Genomic DNA, 15,813 nt, shown 5'->3' on the forward strand with positions numbered 1-15,813 from the left:
CGGGTGAAGCACCTCAGGACGTTGCTGGCGATCACGGTCGCCATGACGTTCCTGCTGGGCCTCAGCGTTGCAATGCGGCCCGTTGAGTTGCAGCCGACTGCAACAACTCATTGCAAAGAAGTGGTGCTGACGGCGTCGTCGGGCACTGTGACCAGCAGTTCTTGTGATGGCGAGCTCGCGGCTCGGGTGTCCGGTCTCGTGGACGAGTCGGTGGCCGGTGTCGCCGATATATTGGATATCACCTGGGCGCGGCGGGCCGATGTCGTCATTCCGGCGACCGATGCCGAACTCGTTTCGCTCGTCGGGCCGGCCTTCGCGGACATGGCCGGCGTCGCGATTCGCGACGGTGCGACGCAACGTGTGGTGCTCAATCGGGTGCGTGCGGCGCCACTGACGACGTTGGAATTGCGTGTGCTGCTGCGGCACGAGATCACGCACGTGGCGACGCGGGACCTGACGTCGGACTCGGCACCGCTGTGGCTGGTGGAGGGCTTCGCGGACTGGGTGGCGTTCCACGGCCTCGGGGTACCGCTGCGTCAGGCCGCGCCGTTGCTCACCTCCGACGTCTCCGCCCTGCCCACCGACTTCGGTGGTCCCAGGCGTGATCTGGCTTACCAGCAGGCGTACTCGATCATGGTCTACCTGGAGTCGAAGCTGGGGGAGCGGGGCGTCGTCGACTTCTTCCTGCAGTACGCGTCGCTGTCCGCTGTGGACCCGCGGGCCGTGGACGTGGCGGGCTGGCGCGAGTTCCTGCGGTCGAACATCGGCTAGCGTGGGTTCCGTGCGCCGAACCTTGCTGGTGACCAACGACTTCCCGCCCCGCCCCGGTGGCATCCAGTCCTACCTGCACGCTCTGGCGACACGGCTGCCCGCGGAGTCCCTCGTCGTGTACGCGCCGAAGTGGAAGGGCGCGGCCGAGTTCGACGCCGAGCAGCCGTTCCCCGTCGTGCGGCATCCGACGTCGCTGATGCTGCCGACCCCCGACGTGCTCAGGCGCGCCCGCGACATCGCCCGCGCCGAGTCCTGCGACGCCGCGTGGTTCGGTGCGGCGGCTCCACTGGCGTTGCTGGCACCGTCACTCGGCCTGAGCCGTGCGGTGGCCTGCACCCACGGCCACGAGGTCGGCTGGTCGATGCTGCCGGTGGCACGGCAGGCGTTGCGTGCCATCGGGTCCGGTGTGGACGTTGTGACCTACGTCAGCCGCTACACCCGCTCAAGGTTCGCCGCGGCGTTCGGTCCGATGGCGGCACTGGAACACCTTCCGTCCGGTGTGGACACCGAGCTGTACCGCCCGGATCCGGCCGCGCGCACCGAGATCCGCCGCCGCCACGGGCTCGGCGACCGTCCGGTGATCGTGTGTGTCTCGCGGTTGGTGCCGCGCAAGGGCCAGGACATCCTGATCCGCGCGCTGCCGCTGATCCAGCGCACGGTGCCGGACGCGGCTCTGCTGATCGTCGGCGGCGGTCCGTACCGGGGAACGCTGGAGAAGATGGCCGCCGGCAACCGTGACGTCGTGCTGACCGGCTCGGTGCCGTGGGAGGAACTGCCCGCGCACTACAACGCCGGCGACGTCTTCGCGATGCCGTGCCGCACCCGCGGTCGCGGCCTCGACGTGGAAGGACTCGGGATCGTCTACCTGGAGGCCTCGGCGACAGGGCTGCCCGTGATCGCCGGACGGTCCGGCGGCGCGCCGGAGACCGTGCGCGACGGCATCACCGGCAACGTCGTCGACGGCCGTGACGTCGAGAACGTCGCCGAGAGGATCGCCAACCTGCTCGCCGACCCCGAGATGGCGGCCAAGATGGGCCGCGCGGGGCGGGAGTGGGTGAGCGACCACTGGCGGTGGGACCAGCTCGCACACCGCCTCGAAGGCCTCATCGGCTGAGTTCGCGGGCCCGGCTCTCCAGCGCGCGCAAACCCAGTTCGGCGCTGCGTCGTACGGCCCGGTCGGCGGCGGACAGGGAGTCGGCGTGGCGTTCGAGATCCCGCCACACCACGGCCAGGTTGATCAACGCGCGGACCTCGCCGGAGGCGTAGCCGATCCGCCTGGCCGCGGCGAGAGCCTGCTCGAACAGCTCGGCCGCGACGTCGAAGTCGGACAGCGCGCGGCGGATCTCGCCGAGCATGATCCGCACCGAGGTCGCCACCTGCGGATCACCGCCGTCCGAGACCAGTGTCAGCGCGCGTGAGGCCAGCGACAGCGCGACCTCCGCGTTGCCCTCGGCGAGTTCCAGGGCGGCGAGGTTCTCCAGTGCCTCGGCCTCGCCGGCGGGGACGTTGCCGATCTCCAGGGCGTGTTCGAGGTGGGCGCGCGCCTCGTCGAAGCGTCCCTGCAGGCGCAGGGCCATGCCGAGGTAGGTGTGGCTGTCGGCGTTCGGTGCGAGGGCCAGTGCCTGCGAGAAGTGCTCGACGGCGCCGTCGATCTCGCCGAGCTCCACGGAGAGCTGGCCGAGGTTGTACAGGCCGGTGCTGACGCTGTCGGCGGAGTGCAGCATCTCCAGGCAGCGGACGAGGGCCTGCTTCGCCTCGGTCAGCTGGCCGGAGCGGCGGTGGACGAGGCTCAGGTTGTTCAGCACGCTCGCCTCGGCGTCCTTGTCGCCCAGCGCCCGGTACAGCCCGACAGCCTGGTTGTGGTGCTCCACCGACAGCGCGTACTCGCCGAGCCGCAGGTAGAGGGTGCCGAGGTTCGCGTGCATCGCGGCCTCGGCCGGGCGGTGCGCGGACGCCTGGGCGGCCTGCAGGCCGTGGTGGGCGGTCGCGAGCCACTCGCCGACGTGCTGGCCGATCCACAGGTAGCCGCGCAAGGCGTCGGCGAGCTGCCACGCCATCTCAGCAGGGCCGTGCTCGGCGGCCTGCCGGATGGCCGCGGTCAGGTTCGGGCGTTCCGCGTCGAGCCACGCCAGCGCCTCCGCCGAACTGGAGATCCGCGACGCCGGGCCGGAAGCGGACGTCGGCAGCCGCACGATGCCGGGGTAGAGCAGCTCGGCGCAGCGCTCCACCCCGCGCAGGTAGTGGTTCAGCAGCGCCGTCCACGCGACTTCCTGCTCGGGCGGGCTGTCCGACTGCTCGCGCAACGTGGCCGCGTACCGCACGAGCTCGTCGTGGAACCGGTAGCGGCCGGGCACCGGGGACACCACGAGGTTCGCGATCGCCAGCACCGTCAGCAGGCCGTCGGCGTCCACATCGGCCAGTGCGGAGGCGGCCTCCGCGGTGAAGTCAGGGCCCGGCACGAGCGACAGCAGCCGGAACAACCGCTGCGGCGCGGGCGGGAGAGCCGCGTAGGCCAGCTCGATCGGAGAGCCCGAGATCGTCACGTCGTCGCGCCCCGCGAGGTAGGCCGCCGCGACCCGCAACGCGAGCGGCAGATGCCCGCACCGCCCGGCCAGCTCCGCGTGGTCACCCGGCCCCAGCAGCGTCGACAGCAACGACGCGGACTCCACGGGCGTGAAGACGTCGACCGGTACGGTCCGCGCGCCGTTCATCGCGATCAGCCCGCGCAGGTCGTCCCGCGACGTCACGATCACCCGGCACGACGCCGTCCCCGGCAGCAGCGGCCGCACCTGGTCGGGCGCGGAGGCGTTGTCCAGCACCAGCAGCATCCGCCGGCCCGACAGCAACGAGCGCAGCATCGTGCTCTGCTCGTCGGCGTCCGGCGGGATCTCGTCCGGCGGCACCCCGAGCGCCCGCAGGAACCGCGACAGCACGTCCATCCCGTCCGCCGGCGGCCCCAGCGCGTACCCGCGCAGGTCGACGTAGAGCTGACCGTCCGGGAAGTGGTCCCGCAGCAGGTGCGCCACGTGCACCGCCAGCGTCGTCTTGCCCACGCCCGGCTGGCCCGCCAGCGTCACGATCGGCACCGCACCGCGCGTGATCAGCCCGGAGACCCGCTCCACGTGCCACGCGCGCCCCGTGAAGTCGGAGATGTCGTCCGGCAGCCGCATCGGCGACGCGGGCGCGCGTTCCGGCTCACGCGGGGCCACGGGCGCTGCCAGTTCCGGCGCGCCCACGAGGATCGACTGGTGCAGCTCGCGCAGCTCTTCCGCCGGGTCGATGCCGAGCTGCTCGTCCAGCGTCCGGTCGAGCTGCCGGAACGCCTCCAGCGCCTCCGCCTGCCTGCTGCTGCGGTACAGCGCCAGCATGAGCTGCCCCCAGAACCGCTCCCGCAGCGGGTGGTCCCGCGTCAGCGCGAACAGCTCCGGCACCAGGTCGGCGTGGTTGCCCAGCGCGAGCTCCACGTCGATCCGCTGCTCATGCACGGTCATCAGCAGCTCGGTCAGCCGTGGTGCGTGCTCGGAGTACAGCGTCTCGGAAGGCACGTCCGACAGCACCGGGCCGCGCCACAGCTCCAACGCCTCGGCAAACGCTTTCCGCGCCGCCGCCAGATCGTTCGAAGCAGCCGCCGCACGTCCTCGGGCAGCCGTGTCGGCGAACCGGTGCACGTCCACCGCCAAAGGGTCGACGCGCATCCGATAGCCGTCGGGCGCGGTCTGGATCAGCGACGGGTCGCCCAGCGCCGCCCGCAGCCGCATCACGTACGTCTGCAACGTTCCACGCGTGCGCGCAGGCGGTGTGTCACCCCACACGTGCTCGACGAGTTCCGTCACGGGCACGACGCGGTTCGGCCGCAGCAGCAACGCCGCCAGCAACGCCCGGTGCTTGCCCGCGCGCAGGACGACAGCGGAGTCGTTCAGGCGCACTTCCAGCGGGCCGAGCAGCCGGAACTGCGGACCCGAAGCCATTGCCTACCCCTCGTACGCGCCGAATGATCCCCGTCTACCGGACAGCCTATTAGCGCGCTGTCGCCGAGTGACATCGGCGCGTCAGCGATACGTCAGCGTCGTACGGCAATCTTCTACACGTCCCGGTCGGGGGGCCGGGGCAACAAACTTCTCGGGTTCCGCGGAGATCCGCGGATCACGATCGCTGGGGGTCGAAAGGCCCAGGAGCTCTCTGGGGCTCCTGGGCCTTTCGCGCATTTCACCTGCTACTTCGCGTAGATGGCGTCGATGTCCGACGCGTAGGTCGTCGCCACGACAGAGCGCTTGAGCTTCAGCGACGGCGTCATCTCGCCACCGGCCTCGGTGAAGTCGATCGGCAGCACCCGGAACTTGCGGATCGCCTCGGCCTTCGACACCGACTTGTTCGCCTCGTCCACCACGGCCTGGATCTCGGCCAGCAGGTCGGAGTCCTCGATCAGGTCCGCGACCTCTGCCGACGCCGGCTTGCCGTGCGACTCCTTCCACGCAGGGAAGAACTCCGGGTCGATCGTGATCAGCGCGCCGATGAACGGCTGCTTGTCGCCGACGACCATGCACTGCGACACGAGGGGGTGCGCCCGGATGCGGTCCTCGAGCTGCGCGGGGGAGACGTTCTTGCCACCGGCGGTGACGATGATCTCCTTCTTACGGCCCGTGATCTTCAGGAAACCGTCGCTGTCGAGCTCACCGATGTCACCGGTGTGGAACCAGCCGTCCTCCAGGGCCTCCTTGGTGGCGGCCTCGTTGTTCCAATAGCCGGTGAAGACGATGTCGCCCTTGATGAGGATCTCGCCGTCCTCGCCGATCCGCACCGACGTGCCGGGCACCGGCAGGCCGACCGTGCCGACCTTCTCCTGGCCCTTGAACGTCACGCACGCCGCCGCCGACGTCTCGGTGAGGCCGTAGCCCTCGTACACCGGGATGCCCGCGCCGCGGAAGAAGTGCGACAGCCGGTCACCCAGCGGCGCGCCACCGGACACCGCCGCGATCGCCCGGCCGCCCAGAGCGGCCCGCAGCTTCGAGAACACCAGCTTGTCGAACACCGCGTGCTTGAGCCGCAGCACCAGGCCGGGGCCGCCGTTGTCCAGCACGCGCGAGTACTCGACGGCGGTCGCCTCGGCCGCGTCGAAGATCTTGCCCTTGCCGCCGGCGTGCGCCTTCTGCTTGGCGCCGTTGTAGACCTTCTCGAACACGCGCGGCACCGCGACCACGAACGTCGGCCGGAACTGGCCCAGGTCCGCGACGAGGTTCTTCACGTCGGCGGTGTGACCCACCGTCGCCCGCGAGTACACGCACGCCAGCGCCAGAGCACGCGCCAGGATGTGTGCGAGCGGCAGGAACAGCAACAGCGAGTTGCCCGCGGTGAGGATCTCCGGGAACCGCGACAGCGCCGACCGCACCTCGGACAACAGGTTGCGGTGCGTCAGCGTGCAGCCCTTTGGCCTGCCCGTGGTGCCGGACGTGTAGACCAGCGTCGCCGTGTGGTCCGCCTGGACCTGCCCGCGACGCTCGTGCACCTGCTCGTCGGTGATCTCGGCGCCCAGCGCCGTCAGCTCGTCGACGGCGGCGGCCGAGCCCTCGATCTGCCACACGTGGCGCAGCTCGGGCAGCTTGCCGACGACCTCGTCGACCAGCGCGCGGTGCGACGACGCCTCGACGAACACCGCCGTCGCGCCGGAGTCGGACAGGATCCACTCGATCTGGTCCGCCGACGATGTCTCGTAGATCGGCACCACGACGCCGCCCGCCGCCCAGATGGCGAAGTCGAGCAGCGACCACTCGTAGCGCGTCTTGGAGACCAATCCGATCCGGTCGCCGAGCTCGATGCCGGCGGCGATCAGACCCTTGGCGACCGCCATGACCTGCGCGGCGAAGTCACGGGCAGTGATGTCAACCCAGGTGCCGTCCACCTGCCTGCGGAAGCTGACGGCGTTGCCGAAGCGCTCCGCGTTGGCCCACACCATGTCGGTGAGGTTCTCCTCCGGAGCCACTGCGGCGGTGGCGGGGACGCTGAACTCGCGCACGTCAACCTCCGTACGGTGATTTGTTACTGGTGGGGAAACTTAGCGTGTGATTCCGGCGATACAAAGGTTGGTACGCCCTTCCGTTACCTTTTCACTCCATGGCCAGTGTGGACGTCGTCGACGAGACTTTCCTGGCGGTGCCGCCCAGCGTGGTCGCCGCAGCCTTCGCCTCGCCATCGTCGTGGCGGTCGTTCTGGCCGGATCTCGAGCTGGACGTCTACGCCAACCGGGGCGACGAGGGACTGCGCTGGACCGTCGGCGGCGCGCTCGTCGGCACGATGGAGGTCTGGCTCGAGCCGATGCTCGACGGCACCCTGCTGCACTACTTCCTCCGTGCCGATCCGCCCGCGGGCTCGCTCACCCCGCGCAACGCGCTCCGCGAGGTGCAACGCCGGCAGCTCGACGCGAAGTCCGTTGCTCTGGGTCTGAAGCTGACTCTGGAGGACGGTCGTCCACCTGGCTGCCCGCCAGGTGAGTGATCTTGGTTGACGCGCGTCTCGAGAACTAGGTTGGGGACTGTGCGGGTTCACGTGGTTTCGGACGTCCACGGCAACGCGGAGGCGCTGGCGCGCGCCGGTGACGGTGCCGACGCGCTCGTCGTGCTCGGCGATCTGATCGACTTCGTCGACTACCACGACCATTCCAAGGGGATCCTCGGGCGCGTTTTCGGTGCCGAGAAGGTGGGGATCTTCGCCGAGCTGAGACGCGGCACCAGGCGTGCGGACACGGCGAGCTACATCCGGTCCCTCTGGGACGGTCTCGCGGACGCCCGCTCCGTGGTGGAAGAGGCGGTGCTGGAGCAGTACCACGCGTTGTTTTCTGCGATGTCCGCGCCGACGTACGCGACACCGGGCAATGTGGACAGTCCGCAGCTGTGGCCGCAGTTCGCCGGTGACGGTGTGCACGTGCTCGACGGCGAGGCGGTGGAGATCGGCGGGCTGAAGTTCGGGTTCGCGGGCGGCGGGCTGATGCTGCCCGGACACGTGCGCAACCCCAACGCGCCGTGGTTCCCGTACCTCCGAACGGACGAGGACATGGCGGCCGCGCTGGATCGGATGGGTCCCGTCGACGTGCTGTGCACGCACATCCCGCCGGCTGTTCCGGATCTGACGTACGACGTCGTCGCGCGCCGTCCCGAGTGGGGTTCGCGGCCGGCGCTGGAGAAGATCGTGCGGGAACGTCCGCGCTGGTCGGTGTTCGGGCACGTGCACCAGCCGCTCGCCCGCCGGGTGCGGATCGGGTACACCGAGTGCGTCAACGTCGGGCACTTCCAGCGCAGCGGCAAGCCTCACGTCCTCAACTGGTAAAGACGCGAGTAACCTCCTCACACATGGCCGACGAGTCCACTCAGTCCATCGTCATCGACGCGCCGCCTGAGAAGATCATGGCGATCATCGCGGATTTCCCGTCGTACCCGGACTGGGCGAACGGGATGAAAGAGGTGGAGGTCCTCGACGCCCGCGACGACGGCCGCGCGGAGCAGGTGCGCTTCGCGATCGACCAGGGGCCCGTCAAGGATGAGTACGTCCTGAAGTACGACTGGGCCCCGGACGGCCTTTCGGTGCAGTGGGACCTCGTCAAGGGCACCATGCAGAAGTCGCAGCACGGCAGCTACGTGCTGGAGCCGTCCGGTTCCGGTACCAAGGTCACCTACACGCTGTCGGTGCAGCTGGTGATCCCGATGATCGGGCTGTTCCGCCGCAAGGCGGAGAAGCTGATCCTCGACACCGCGCTCAAGGAGCTCAAGAAGCGCGCGGAGAAGGCGGCTTGAGCCGGGTCCTGCTCTTCACCGGCAAGGGCGGGGTCGGCAAGACGACACTGGCCGCCGCGACGGCGGCCTCCCTGGCGGCGCACGGCCGCAAGGCGCTCGTGGTGTCGACCGATCCCGCTCACTCGCTGGGCGACGCCCTCGACGTCCGTCTGGGCGCCTCGCCGTCCGAAGTGGACACGGCGGACGGTCTTTACGCGTGCCAGATCGACCCGCGCGGCCTCGTCGACGAGGCGTGGGGCGAGCTGCGCGGCCATCTGCGGACCGTGCTGGCGGGCGCGGGCGTCGACGAGCTCGACGCCGAGGAGCTGACCGTGCTGCCGGGCGTCGAGGAGCTCCTCGCGCTCGCGGAGGTGCGGCGGCTGGCTTCCAGCGGACCGTGGGAGGTCGTTGTCGTCGACTGCGGGCCGACCGCGGAGACGTTGCGGCTGCTGTCGCTGCCCGAGGCGTTCGCCGGCTATCTGGAGAGGCTCTTCCCGACGCACCGGCGGGTGGTGCGCGGGCTGCTGGCCGGTGTCGCGGGCACCGGGACCGTCGAGAAGTGGGACGCGACGGCGGACGCGCTCAGCAGGCTCGCGGAGCGGCTGGACGCGTTGCGGAGCATGCTCGCCGATCCGTCCTCGTGCTCGGTCCGGCTGGTGCTGACGCCCGAACGCGTCGTGGCCGCCGAGACCCGGCGCACGCTGACCGCGTTGGCGCTGCAGGGAATCCGCGTCGACAGCGTGATCGCGAACCGGCTGGTGCCTTCGCCGGGTTCCGCGCGTGGTGCCGCCGCGACGTGGCTGCGGACGCGCCGGCACGAGCAGGACGCGGTGCTGGCCGAGCTGACCGGCATCGGCGAGATCCGCACGGTCGACCACCGCGCTTCGGAACCCGTCGGCGTGCCGGCTCTGCTGGAGGTCGCCGGGCAGCTCTACGGAGACTCGGACCCGTTGCCCGGTGGCGCGGTGCCGGAGTCGTTGCTGGAGGTGTCGGGCAGCGGACGCGGTCTCGACGCTCGATACTCGCTGCGTATCGCGTTGCCGCTGACCGATGACACGGAGCTCGACCTCGCGCGCGTGGGCGACGACCTCGCGTTGACCGTCGACGGCCGGCGTCGGCTCGTGGCGCTGCCCTCGTTGCTGAGGCGCTGCATCGTGACCGGCGCGGAGATGGACTCGGGTGGCGTGACAGTGGGGTTCCGCCCAGACCCGTCGCTGTGGCGCTGATCAGGAGTTTTCAATGACCCAGGACAACACCGGCAAGCTCGCCGAGGAGCTTCGGCTGCTCATCGACGCGGCCGCTGAGCGCATGCAGCCGTGGCTGCAGCGTGTGGCCGAGGCGGGCGACGGCTCGCACTCGCCCGAAACGTGCGGCTGGTGCCCTCTGTGCAACGGCGTGGCGCTGCTGCGCGGCGACCGTTCCGAACTGGCCGCGAAGGCCGCCGAGCACGCGGCGGGCCTCGTCGCGGTGCTGCGCGCTGCCCTGCGCGAGCCCGGTGCCCCGCCGCCACCGCCGGCCTCGGCTGGCGAGCCCGCCGAGGCAGGCGAGGCCGGCCAGCGGGTGCAACACATCAAGGTCGTCAGGAAGACCGACTAGTGCTCACGGTCGGAGTGGACATCGGTGGCACCAGCGTGCGCGCGGGCGTCGTGGACGCGCGTGGCTCGGTGCTGGACACCTCACGCGCCCCAACGCCCGCCGGCGAGCGCGCTCTCGAAGACGCGATCGTCGCCGCCGTGGAGGAGGTGGCGGACCGCCACGCGGTGAACGCCGTCGGTCTGGCCGTGGCGGGCTTCATCGCCTCAGACCGCCGCACGGTCCGTTTCGCGCCACACCTGGCGTGGCGACAGGCCGACGTGGCCGACCGCATGAGCGACCGCCTGGGCATGCCGGTCGTGCTGGAACACGACGCGAACGCCGCCGCCCTCGCCGAACACCGCTTCGGTGCGGCCCGTGGCGCGCACACGGCCGTGTTGGTGGCCATCGGCACGGGCATCGGTGCCGCGCTGCTGTTGAACGGCGAGGTCTTCCGCGGTGCCCACGGCGTGGCTCCCGAACTGGGTCACCTGCGCGTCGTCCCGGACGGCCGACCCTGCCCGTGCGGCAAGAACGGCTGCTGGGAGCGCTACTGCAGCGGCACGGCCCTGAGCGCCACCGCCGTGGAGCTGCTCGCCAAGCATCCCGGCATCTCGACCGTGCTGGCCCGCGAAGCCGCCGGTGACTCCCGCGCGGTGACCGGCCGCCGCGTCGCCGGGGCCGCCCGCGACGGCGATCCGCTGGCCAAGCGCGCGATGGCCGACCTGGCCCGCTGGCTGGGCGAGGGCCTGGCGCTGGTTGCCGACGTCTACGACCCCGAGGTGATCGTCATCGGAGGAGGGGTGTCGGAGTCGGCACCGCTGTTCCTCGACGACGCCCGCGAGCGCTACGCCTCCGTGGTGACCGGCGCGGGCCACCGCCCGCTCGCCCGGATCCGCACCGCGCAGCTCGGTGACGACGCGGGCATCGTGGGCGCGGCGACTCTGGCTCGCGAGATGTCCGCCTCGATGGCGCGGAACTCACGCCGCTCCTGACCGCTCGCCGGACGCGCCCCACAAGCCCGAGGTCCTGCGCCGCCCCTTGTCCTCCGACTGATCCCGGCTCGCTCGCCCCTTGCAATGACTCGTTTGCGGGCGAACTCCAAAGTCTCATTGCTAAGGCGCAGGTCAGAGACGCACGGAAACTGATATATCGGTTGGTATGTCATCCGCGACGGGCTGGTGCGTTCAACATCGCCAGGGCTGGGATCGACGGGCCGGCAGGTGCCCGAACACGCCGAAGCCCGCTGCGCCGGGCGGGATCGCCAAGTGCAGCGGGCTTCCGGGTTGAGGTGTCGCGGCAGGCGTGTCGGGGTCTGTTCGCCCGCCGCGAACACCCAGCTCGAACGGCCGGGATCTAGCGGCCGAGCATGCGCAGGATGCGCGGGCGGCGGCGCTTGGCGCGCTCCGCGTCCTTCTTGCCCAGGGTCGCCAAGGCGCGGGCCATCATCAGGTGCTGCATCTGGTCCATGCCCGACACCGTAGGCATGGCCGAATCGTTATCTGAAGGTTTGAGTGGCCGTTATCACGCCGTTACCAACCAAAAGGTGACGTGTCACACCTGGGCGCCGTCGTCCCATCCCGAGTCGGGTGGCGGGGTGTTGCGCATGCGCAGGATCAGCCAGCCGACGCCCGCGCACAGCGCGACGAGCGACAGCGGCGTGCCGATGCGCGGCTGGAGGCCGAAGATGCCGGGGGCGACCAGGAGGACGATGCCGAGCACGAAGAGGCCGAGCGCCGCGATCGTGGACGCGCGCAGCACCGGGAACGGCGGCGGCTCCGGCGGGACGTAGTGGTCCTCGTCGTCCCGATCTCGCCGATCAGGTTCTTCCACGGGCTCGGTCGCGATGTCGTCGGTCGCGTCGTCGCGTAGCTTGAGGTCCTCCGGACCCGCCTCGTCGAGGTCGAGCCAGTCCTTGCCGACCCCGTCCCGTTCGAGACCCGCGACGATCTCGGCAAAGAGCTCGTCGACGTTCTCGGGGCCGTCGGTCGAGTCGCGCCGGGCGTTCATCCAGAGCCTCTCCGTGTGCCGCAACCCTCTTGACCCCTCATCGTTGCACGGGCGGGATGTGTTGCGGGTTACGGCAGTCGGCTCAGTCATGGCCGTGACGCACTGACTCGGGATTCGTTGTGTGAGGTGCGGTCGGCTCCGTAGGCTGGTTGTCGGGATCAAGGTTCGGTGTCTAGGGAGGCGCTTCCCGCTGTGCTGTACTGGATCATGAAGCACGTCCTCCTGGGACCGATTCTGCGGCTGTTCTTCCAGCCGAAGATCATCGAGGGCGCCGAGAACATTCCCAAGGAGGGTGGCGCGATCCTGGCGAGCAATCACCTCGCCGTTTCCGACTCCTTCTTCCTGCCGCTGATGTTGTCGCGGCGCGTGACCTTTCCCGCCAAGATCGAGTACTTCACCGGTACCGGGCTCAAGGGCAAGCTGCAGAGGTGGTTCTTCTCCGGCGTCGGTCAGGTGCCGATCGACCGGTCCAGCGCCTCTGCCGCCCAGGGCGCGCTCGACACCGGCGTGCGGATCGTGCGCGAGGGCAAGCTGCTCGGCATCTACCCCGAGGGCACCCGTTCGCCCGATGGCCGCCTCTACAAGGGCAAGGTCGGTGTCGCGTGGATCGCGCTGGAGTCCGGCGCGCCGGTCATCCCGGTGGCGATGTTCGGCACGGACAAGGCGAACCCCATCGGCTCCCGGATGTGGAAGCCGTACCCGATCCGCATCAAGATCGGTAAGCCGCTCGACTTCTCCCGCTACGAGGGCCTGTCCGGCGACAGGTTCGTGCTGCGATCCATCACCGACGAGATCATGTACGCGCTGATGGAGCTTTCCGGCCAGGAGTACGTCGACGTCTACGCGGCGAAGGCGAAGGAACAGCCGGCGAACGTCCCGGAGCAGGGCAAGCCCGCCGACCGGGTGCCCGAGACGAAGGCGGGCTGACCGCACCCCCTAGGGTGTCGCGGTGCGGTTCTTCTACGACTGTGAGTTCATCGAGGACGGGGTGACGATCGACCTCGTGTCGATCGGTGTGGTCGACGAGGAAGGCCGCGAGTTCTACGCCGTGTCCACCGAGTTCGACCCCGAGCGCGCGGGGCCGTGGGTGCGGCAGAACGTCCTCAACCAGCTGCCCTCGCCCGCGGACAAGGCATGGCGCAGCCGCGAACGCATCCGCGAGGACCTGCTCGACTTCCTCGGCGCCCGCAACGCCGCGCGCGACGAGGTGGAACTGTGGGCGTGGTTCGCCGCCTACGACCACGTCGCGCTGGCGCAGCTGTGGGGCGCGATGCCGGCGTTGCCGCGCGCCCTGCCCCGCTTCACCCGCGACCTGCGGCAACGCTGGGAGGACGTCGGACGTCCCAAGCTGCCCGCCCCGCCCGCGGACGCGCACGACGCCCTCGCCGACGCCCGCCACAACCTCGCGCGGTGGAAGGTGATCGAGGAACAGCGGCGGAAACTCGGCTTTCCCGTCCGGTAAGTGAGACCCGCATTGCTGCACCGATACAGCTCGTGAAAGTCTGAGTGACACAGAACACGAGAGATTGGGCAAGCAGATGCGCATCGGTGTGCTCACTGGCGGTGGTGACTGCCCCGGTCTGAACGCCGTGATCCGGGCCGTGGTCCGCAAGGGAATCAAGGCTCACGGCTGGGAGGTCGTCGGGTTCCGCAACGGGTGGCAGGGCCCGATCGAGAACCTCACCAAGCCGATCGGTCTCACGGACGTCGAGGACATTCTCACGCGCGGTGGCACGATCCTGGGCTCGTCGCGCACCAACCCCTACAAGGTCGAGGGCGGTGTCGACCGCATCCGCGAAGTTCTCGCGGAGAACAAGGTCGACGCGCTGATCGCCATCGGCGGCGAGGACACCCTGGGTGTCGCCAAGAAGCTGACCGACGACGGCATCGGCGTCGTCGGTGTGCCGAAGACCATCGACAACGACCTCGGCGCCACGGACTACACGTTCGGCTTCGACACGGCCGTGCACATCGCGACCGAGGCCATCGACCGCCTCCGCACCACGGCCGAGTCGCACCACCGTGCGCTCGTCGTCGAGGTCATGGGCCGGCACGCGGGCTGGATCGCGCTGCACTCGGGTCTCGCGGGTGGCGCGAACGTCATCCTCGTCCCGGAGCGCCCGTTCAGCGTCGACAAGGTCGTCGAGTGGGTCGAGCGCCGTTTCGAGCGCGAGTTCGCGCCGATCATCGTCGTCGCCGAGGGCGCGATGCCCGAGGGCGGCGCCGAGGTGCTGCACTCCGGTGAGCGCGACGCCTTCGGTCACGTCCGCCTCGGTGGCGTCGGCCAGTGGCTCGCGGAGGAGATCGCGGACCGCACCGGCAAGGAGTCGCGCGCGGCGATCCTCGGCCACATCCAGCGCGGTGGCACGCCGACCGCGTACGACCGCGTCCTCGCGACCCGCTTCGGCCTCAACGCCGTCGACGCCGTCGCGGATGGCGACTTCGGTGTCATGGTCGCGCTGCGCGGCACCGACATCGTGCGCGTGAAGCTGTCGGAGGCGACGGCCGAGCTCAAGACCGTTCCGACGGAGCGCTACGAAGAGGCCGAGGTCTTCTTCGGGGCCTGATATCCGATATATCGCGTGCCGTCACAACGCCGTGCCGGCCCGCCGATATATCAGTTATGCAAAAGACGTTTGCGGTCGTCCGCAAACGTCTTTTGCATAAGGATGGGTTTGCGCAGGTCAGAAGGCTTTCACGTCGAGGTAGGCGGCGAACGTGCCGAGCCAGTGGTCGGCCATGTAGCCGTGCCCGCCGAACACGTAGGTCCACCCGGCCTCGCGATGCGATGCCGAAGCGGTCCGGGCCAGTTCGGCATACCGGTGCCCGTCCGGCAGCGACTCCGCGATCGCCTCCCAGTTCCACGCCCGCGACAACGCGAGCCCGGCCAGGTGCGAGCCGTAGGGGTCGCTGGGATCGTCGACCGGGAAGGGCTCGCGCAGCACGCGCCACCGTTCCGCGTCGAGGTCCGGCAGGTACGCGTCGAACCACGCGGCGAAATCCTCGGCGTTCAGAGCACGGCGCATCAGGTCGGCCGTCGTCAGCGCGGGCGACAGGAAGTCCGCGGCGTCCGGCTCGAACCCGCCGTACGCGACCTCGTCCCGGTGCCACCGCAAGGCGGCGTCCACGCACGCAGAAGCCAGCTCGGAGTCCCCGTTCACCTGAGCGGCGTCCAGCACCAGGCCGGTGGCGAACGCGGTGTTGCCGTGGGTCCCCGTCCGCACCGGCAGCCGCGCTGCCGAGATCCACTCCAGCCACCGGTCGCGCAGCACGTCCGCGATCGGCGCCACCGACCACGGCAGGCCGGAGGTTCGCAGCTCCGCGTCGAGCAGCAGCAGCCACGCCCACCCGTACGGCCGTTCCCAGTGCCGCCCCGCCGGCGAGGCGAAGAACGAGGCCTCGACGGCGCAGTTGTCGGGGGTGACCAGCTTGTCCAGCGCGTCACGGGCCAGGTCGGCGCCCGGCAGCGACGGGCGCAGCCGCAGCAGCCGCACGGCGAGCCACGTCTGGTGCACGCACGAGTGCCAGTCGAACGACCCGGCGAACACGGGGTGCAGGACCCGCTGCGGTATCAGCCGATCGTCGCCGTCGATGACGTGTGTCCAGTGCACCGGGTGATCGCGCTGGATGTTGTCGATCGCGATGGCCAGCAGCCGGGTCGCGGTGCTGTCATCCAGCCGGGTGGCGTTCATGGCCACAT

At 70.1% G+C, this 15,813-nt stretch carries 16 protein-coding genes; 11 read left to right on the forward strand and 5 right to left on the reverse strand.

Features of this window, described 5'->3' with window-relative positions:
- The first annotated feature begins 3 nt into the window (after positions 1-3).
- Together C8D87_RS30030 and C8D87_RS30035 are read left to right on the forward strand one after the other, a co-directional pair.
- The gene (locus C8D87_RS30030) at positions 4-771 is read left to right on the forward strand and encodes a hypothetical protein (protein WP_112229205.1); all 768 of its coding nucleotides are present in this window, start codon (positions 4-6) and stop codon (positions 769-771) included.
- A gap of 10 nt (positions 772-781) precedes the next feature.
- On the forward strand, positions 782-1,885 hold the full coding sequence (locus tag C8D87_RS30035; protein WP_109640668.1) for a glycosyltransferase family 4 protein: 1,104 nt from the start codon (positions 782-784) through the stop codon (positions 1,883-1,885).
- Here C8D87_RS30035 and C8D87_RS30040 read toward each other — a convergent pair.
- Positions 1,875-4,739 (reverse strand): AfsR/SARP family transcriptional regulator, encoded by a 2,865-nt coding sequence (locus tag C8D87_RS30040; RefSeq protein WP_112229206.1) that lies wholly within the window; start codon positions 4,737-4,739, stop codon positions 1,875-1,877. The genes C8D87_RS30035 and C8D87_RS30040 overlap by 11 nt on opposite strands.
- Positions 4,740-4,984: 245 nt before the next feature.
- Positions 4,985-6,781 (reverse strand): AMP-dependent synthetase/ligase, encoded by a 1,797-nt coding sequence (locus C8D87_RS30045; protein ID WP_109640551.1) that lies wholly within the window; start codon positions 6,779-6,781, stop codon positions 4,985-4,987.
- A gap of 98 nt (positions 6,782-6,879) precedes the next feature.
- On the opposite strand from C8D87_RS30045, the gene C8D87_RS30050 reads away from it, so the two are divergent.
- The 6 genes from C8D87_RS30050 to C8D87_RS30075 are packed head-to-tail and all read left to right on the forward strand — an operon-like array spanning position 6,880 to position 11,098.
- The gene (locus tag C8D87_RS30050) at positions 6,880-7,260 is read left to right on the forward strand and encodes a polyketide cyclase / dehydrase and lipid transport (RefSeq protein WP_109640550.1); all 381 of its coding nucleotides are present in this window, start codon (positions 6,880-6,882) and stop codon (positions 7,258-7,260) included.
- A gap of 39 nt (positions 7,261-7,299) precedes the next feature.
- On the forward strand, positions 7,300-8,088 hold the full coding sequence (locus C8D87_RS30055) for a metallophosphoesterase family protein (protein WP_215732528.1): 789 nt from the start codon (positions 7,300-7,302) through the stop codon (positions 8,086-8,088).
- 23 nt (positions 8,089-8,111) lie between these two features.
- Positions 8,112-8,552: an SRPBCC family protein gene (locus C8D87_RS30060; RefSeq protein WP_109640549.1), complete on the forward strand. Its 441-nt coding sequence runs from the start codon at positions 8,112-8,114 to the stop codon at positions 8,550-8,552.
- Positions 8,549-9,757: an ArsA family ATPase gene (locus C8D87_RS30065; RefSeq protein WP_109640548.1), complete on the forward strand. Its 1,209-nt coding sequence runs from the start codon at positions 8,549-8,551 to the stop codon at positions 9,755-9,757. Before C8D87_RS30060 ends, C8D87_RS30065 begins: the two co-directional genes overlap by 4 nt.
- Positions 9,758-9,770: 13 nt before the next feature.
- Positions 9,771-10,127 (forward strand): hypothetical protein, encoded by a 357-nt coding sequence (locus tag C8D87_RS30070; RefSeq protein ID WP_112229208.1) that lies wholly within the window; start codon positions 9,771-9,773, stop codon positions 10,125-10,127.
- Between the two features lie 14 nt (positions 10,128-10,141).
- Entirely contained in the window at positions 10,142-11,098 is a 957-nt protein-coding gene (locus tag C8D87_RS30075; protein WP_112229338.1) for an ROK family glucokinase, read from the forward strand.
- 361 nt (positions 11,099-11,459) lie between these two features.
- On the opposite strand, the gene C8D87_RS48725 is transcribed toward C8D87_RS30075, so the two are convergent.
- Complete coding sequence (locus tag C8D87_RS48725; RefSeq protein ID WP_267899893.1) at positions 11,460-11,591, reverse strand: hypothetical protein; 132 nt, start codon at positions 11,589-11,591, stop codon at positions 11,460-11,462.
- 66 nt (positions 11,592-11,657) lie between these two features.
- Positions 11,658-12,113 (reverse strand): hypothetical protein, encoded by a 456-nt coding sequence (locus C8D87_RS30080; RefSeq protein ID WP_112229339.1) that lies wholly within the window; start codon positions 12,111-12,113, stop codon positions 11,658-11,660.
- Between the two features lie 192 nt (positions 12,114-12,305).
- Here C8D87_RS30080 and C8D87_RS30085 point away from each other — a divergent pair, with 192 nt between their 5' ends.
- From C8D87_RS30085 to C8D87_RS30095, 3 genes are all read left to right on the forward strand, one after another.
- A complete protein-coding gene (locus tag C8D87_RS30085) occupies positions 12,306-13,040 on the forward strand; it encodes a lysophospholipid acyltransferase family protein (RefSeq protein WP_112229209.1) in 735 nt (244 codons plus the stop codon).
- Positions 13,041-13,062: 22 nt separating this feature from the next.
- Positions 13,063-13,575, forward strand: a complete 513-nt coding sequence (locus tag C8D87_RS30090; RefSeq protein WP_109640545.1) for a polyadenylate-specific 3'-exoribonuclease AS — start codon at positions 13,063-13,065, stop codon at positions 13,573-13,575.
- A gap of 76 nt (positions 13,576-13,651) precedes the next feature.
- Entirely contained in the window at positions 13,652-14,680 is a 1,029-nt protein-coding gene (locus tag C8D87_RS30095; protein ID WP_109640664.1) for a 6-phosphofructokinase, read from the forward strand.
- Between the two features lie 117 nt (positions 14,681-14,797).
- Here the strand turns inward: C8D87_RS30095 and C8D87_RS30100 are convergent, their stop codons facing one another.
- A complete protein-coding gene (locus C8D87_RS30100) occupies positions 14,798-15,805 on the reverse strand; it encodes a DUF2891 domain-containing protein (protein WP_112229210.1) in 1,008 nt (335 codons plus the stop codon).
- Positions 15,806-15,813: the final 8 nt, after the last annotated feature.

Origin of the sequence: Lentzea atacamensis, from assembly GCF_003269295.1 — a bacterium.
Classification (GTDB): domain Bacteria; phylum Actinomycetota; class Actinomycetes; order Mycobacteriales; family Pseudonocardiaceae; genus Lentzea; species Lentzea atacamensis.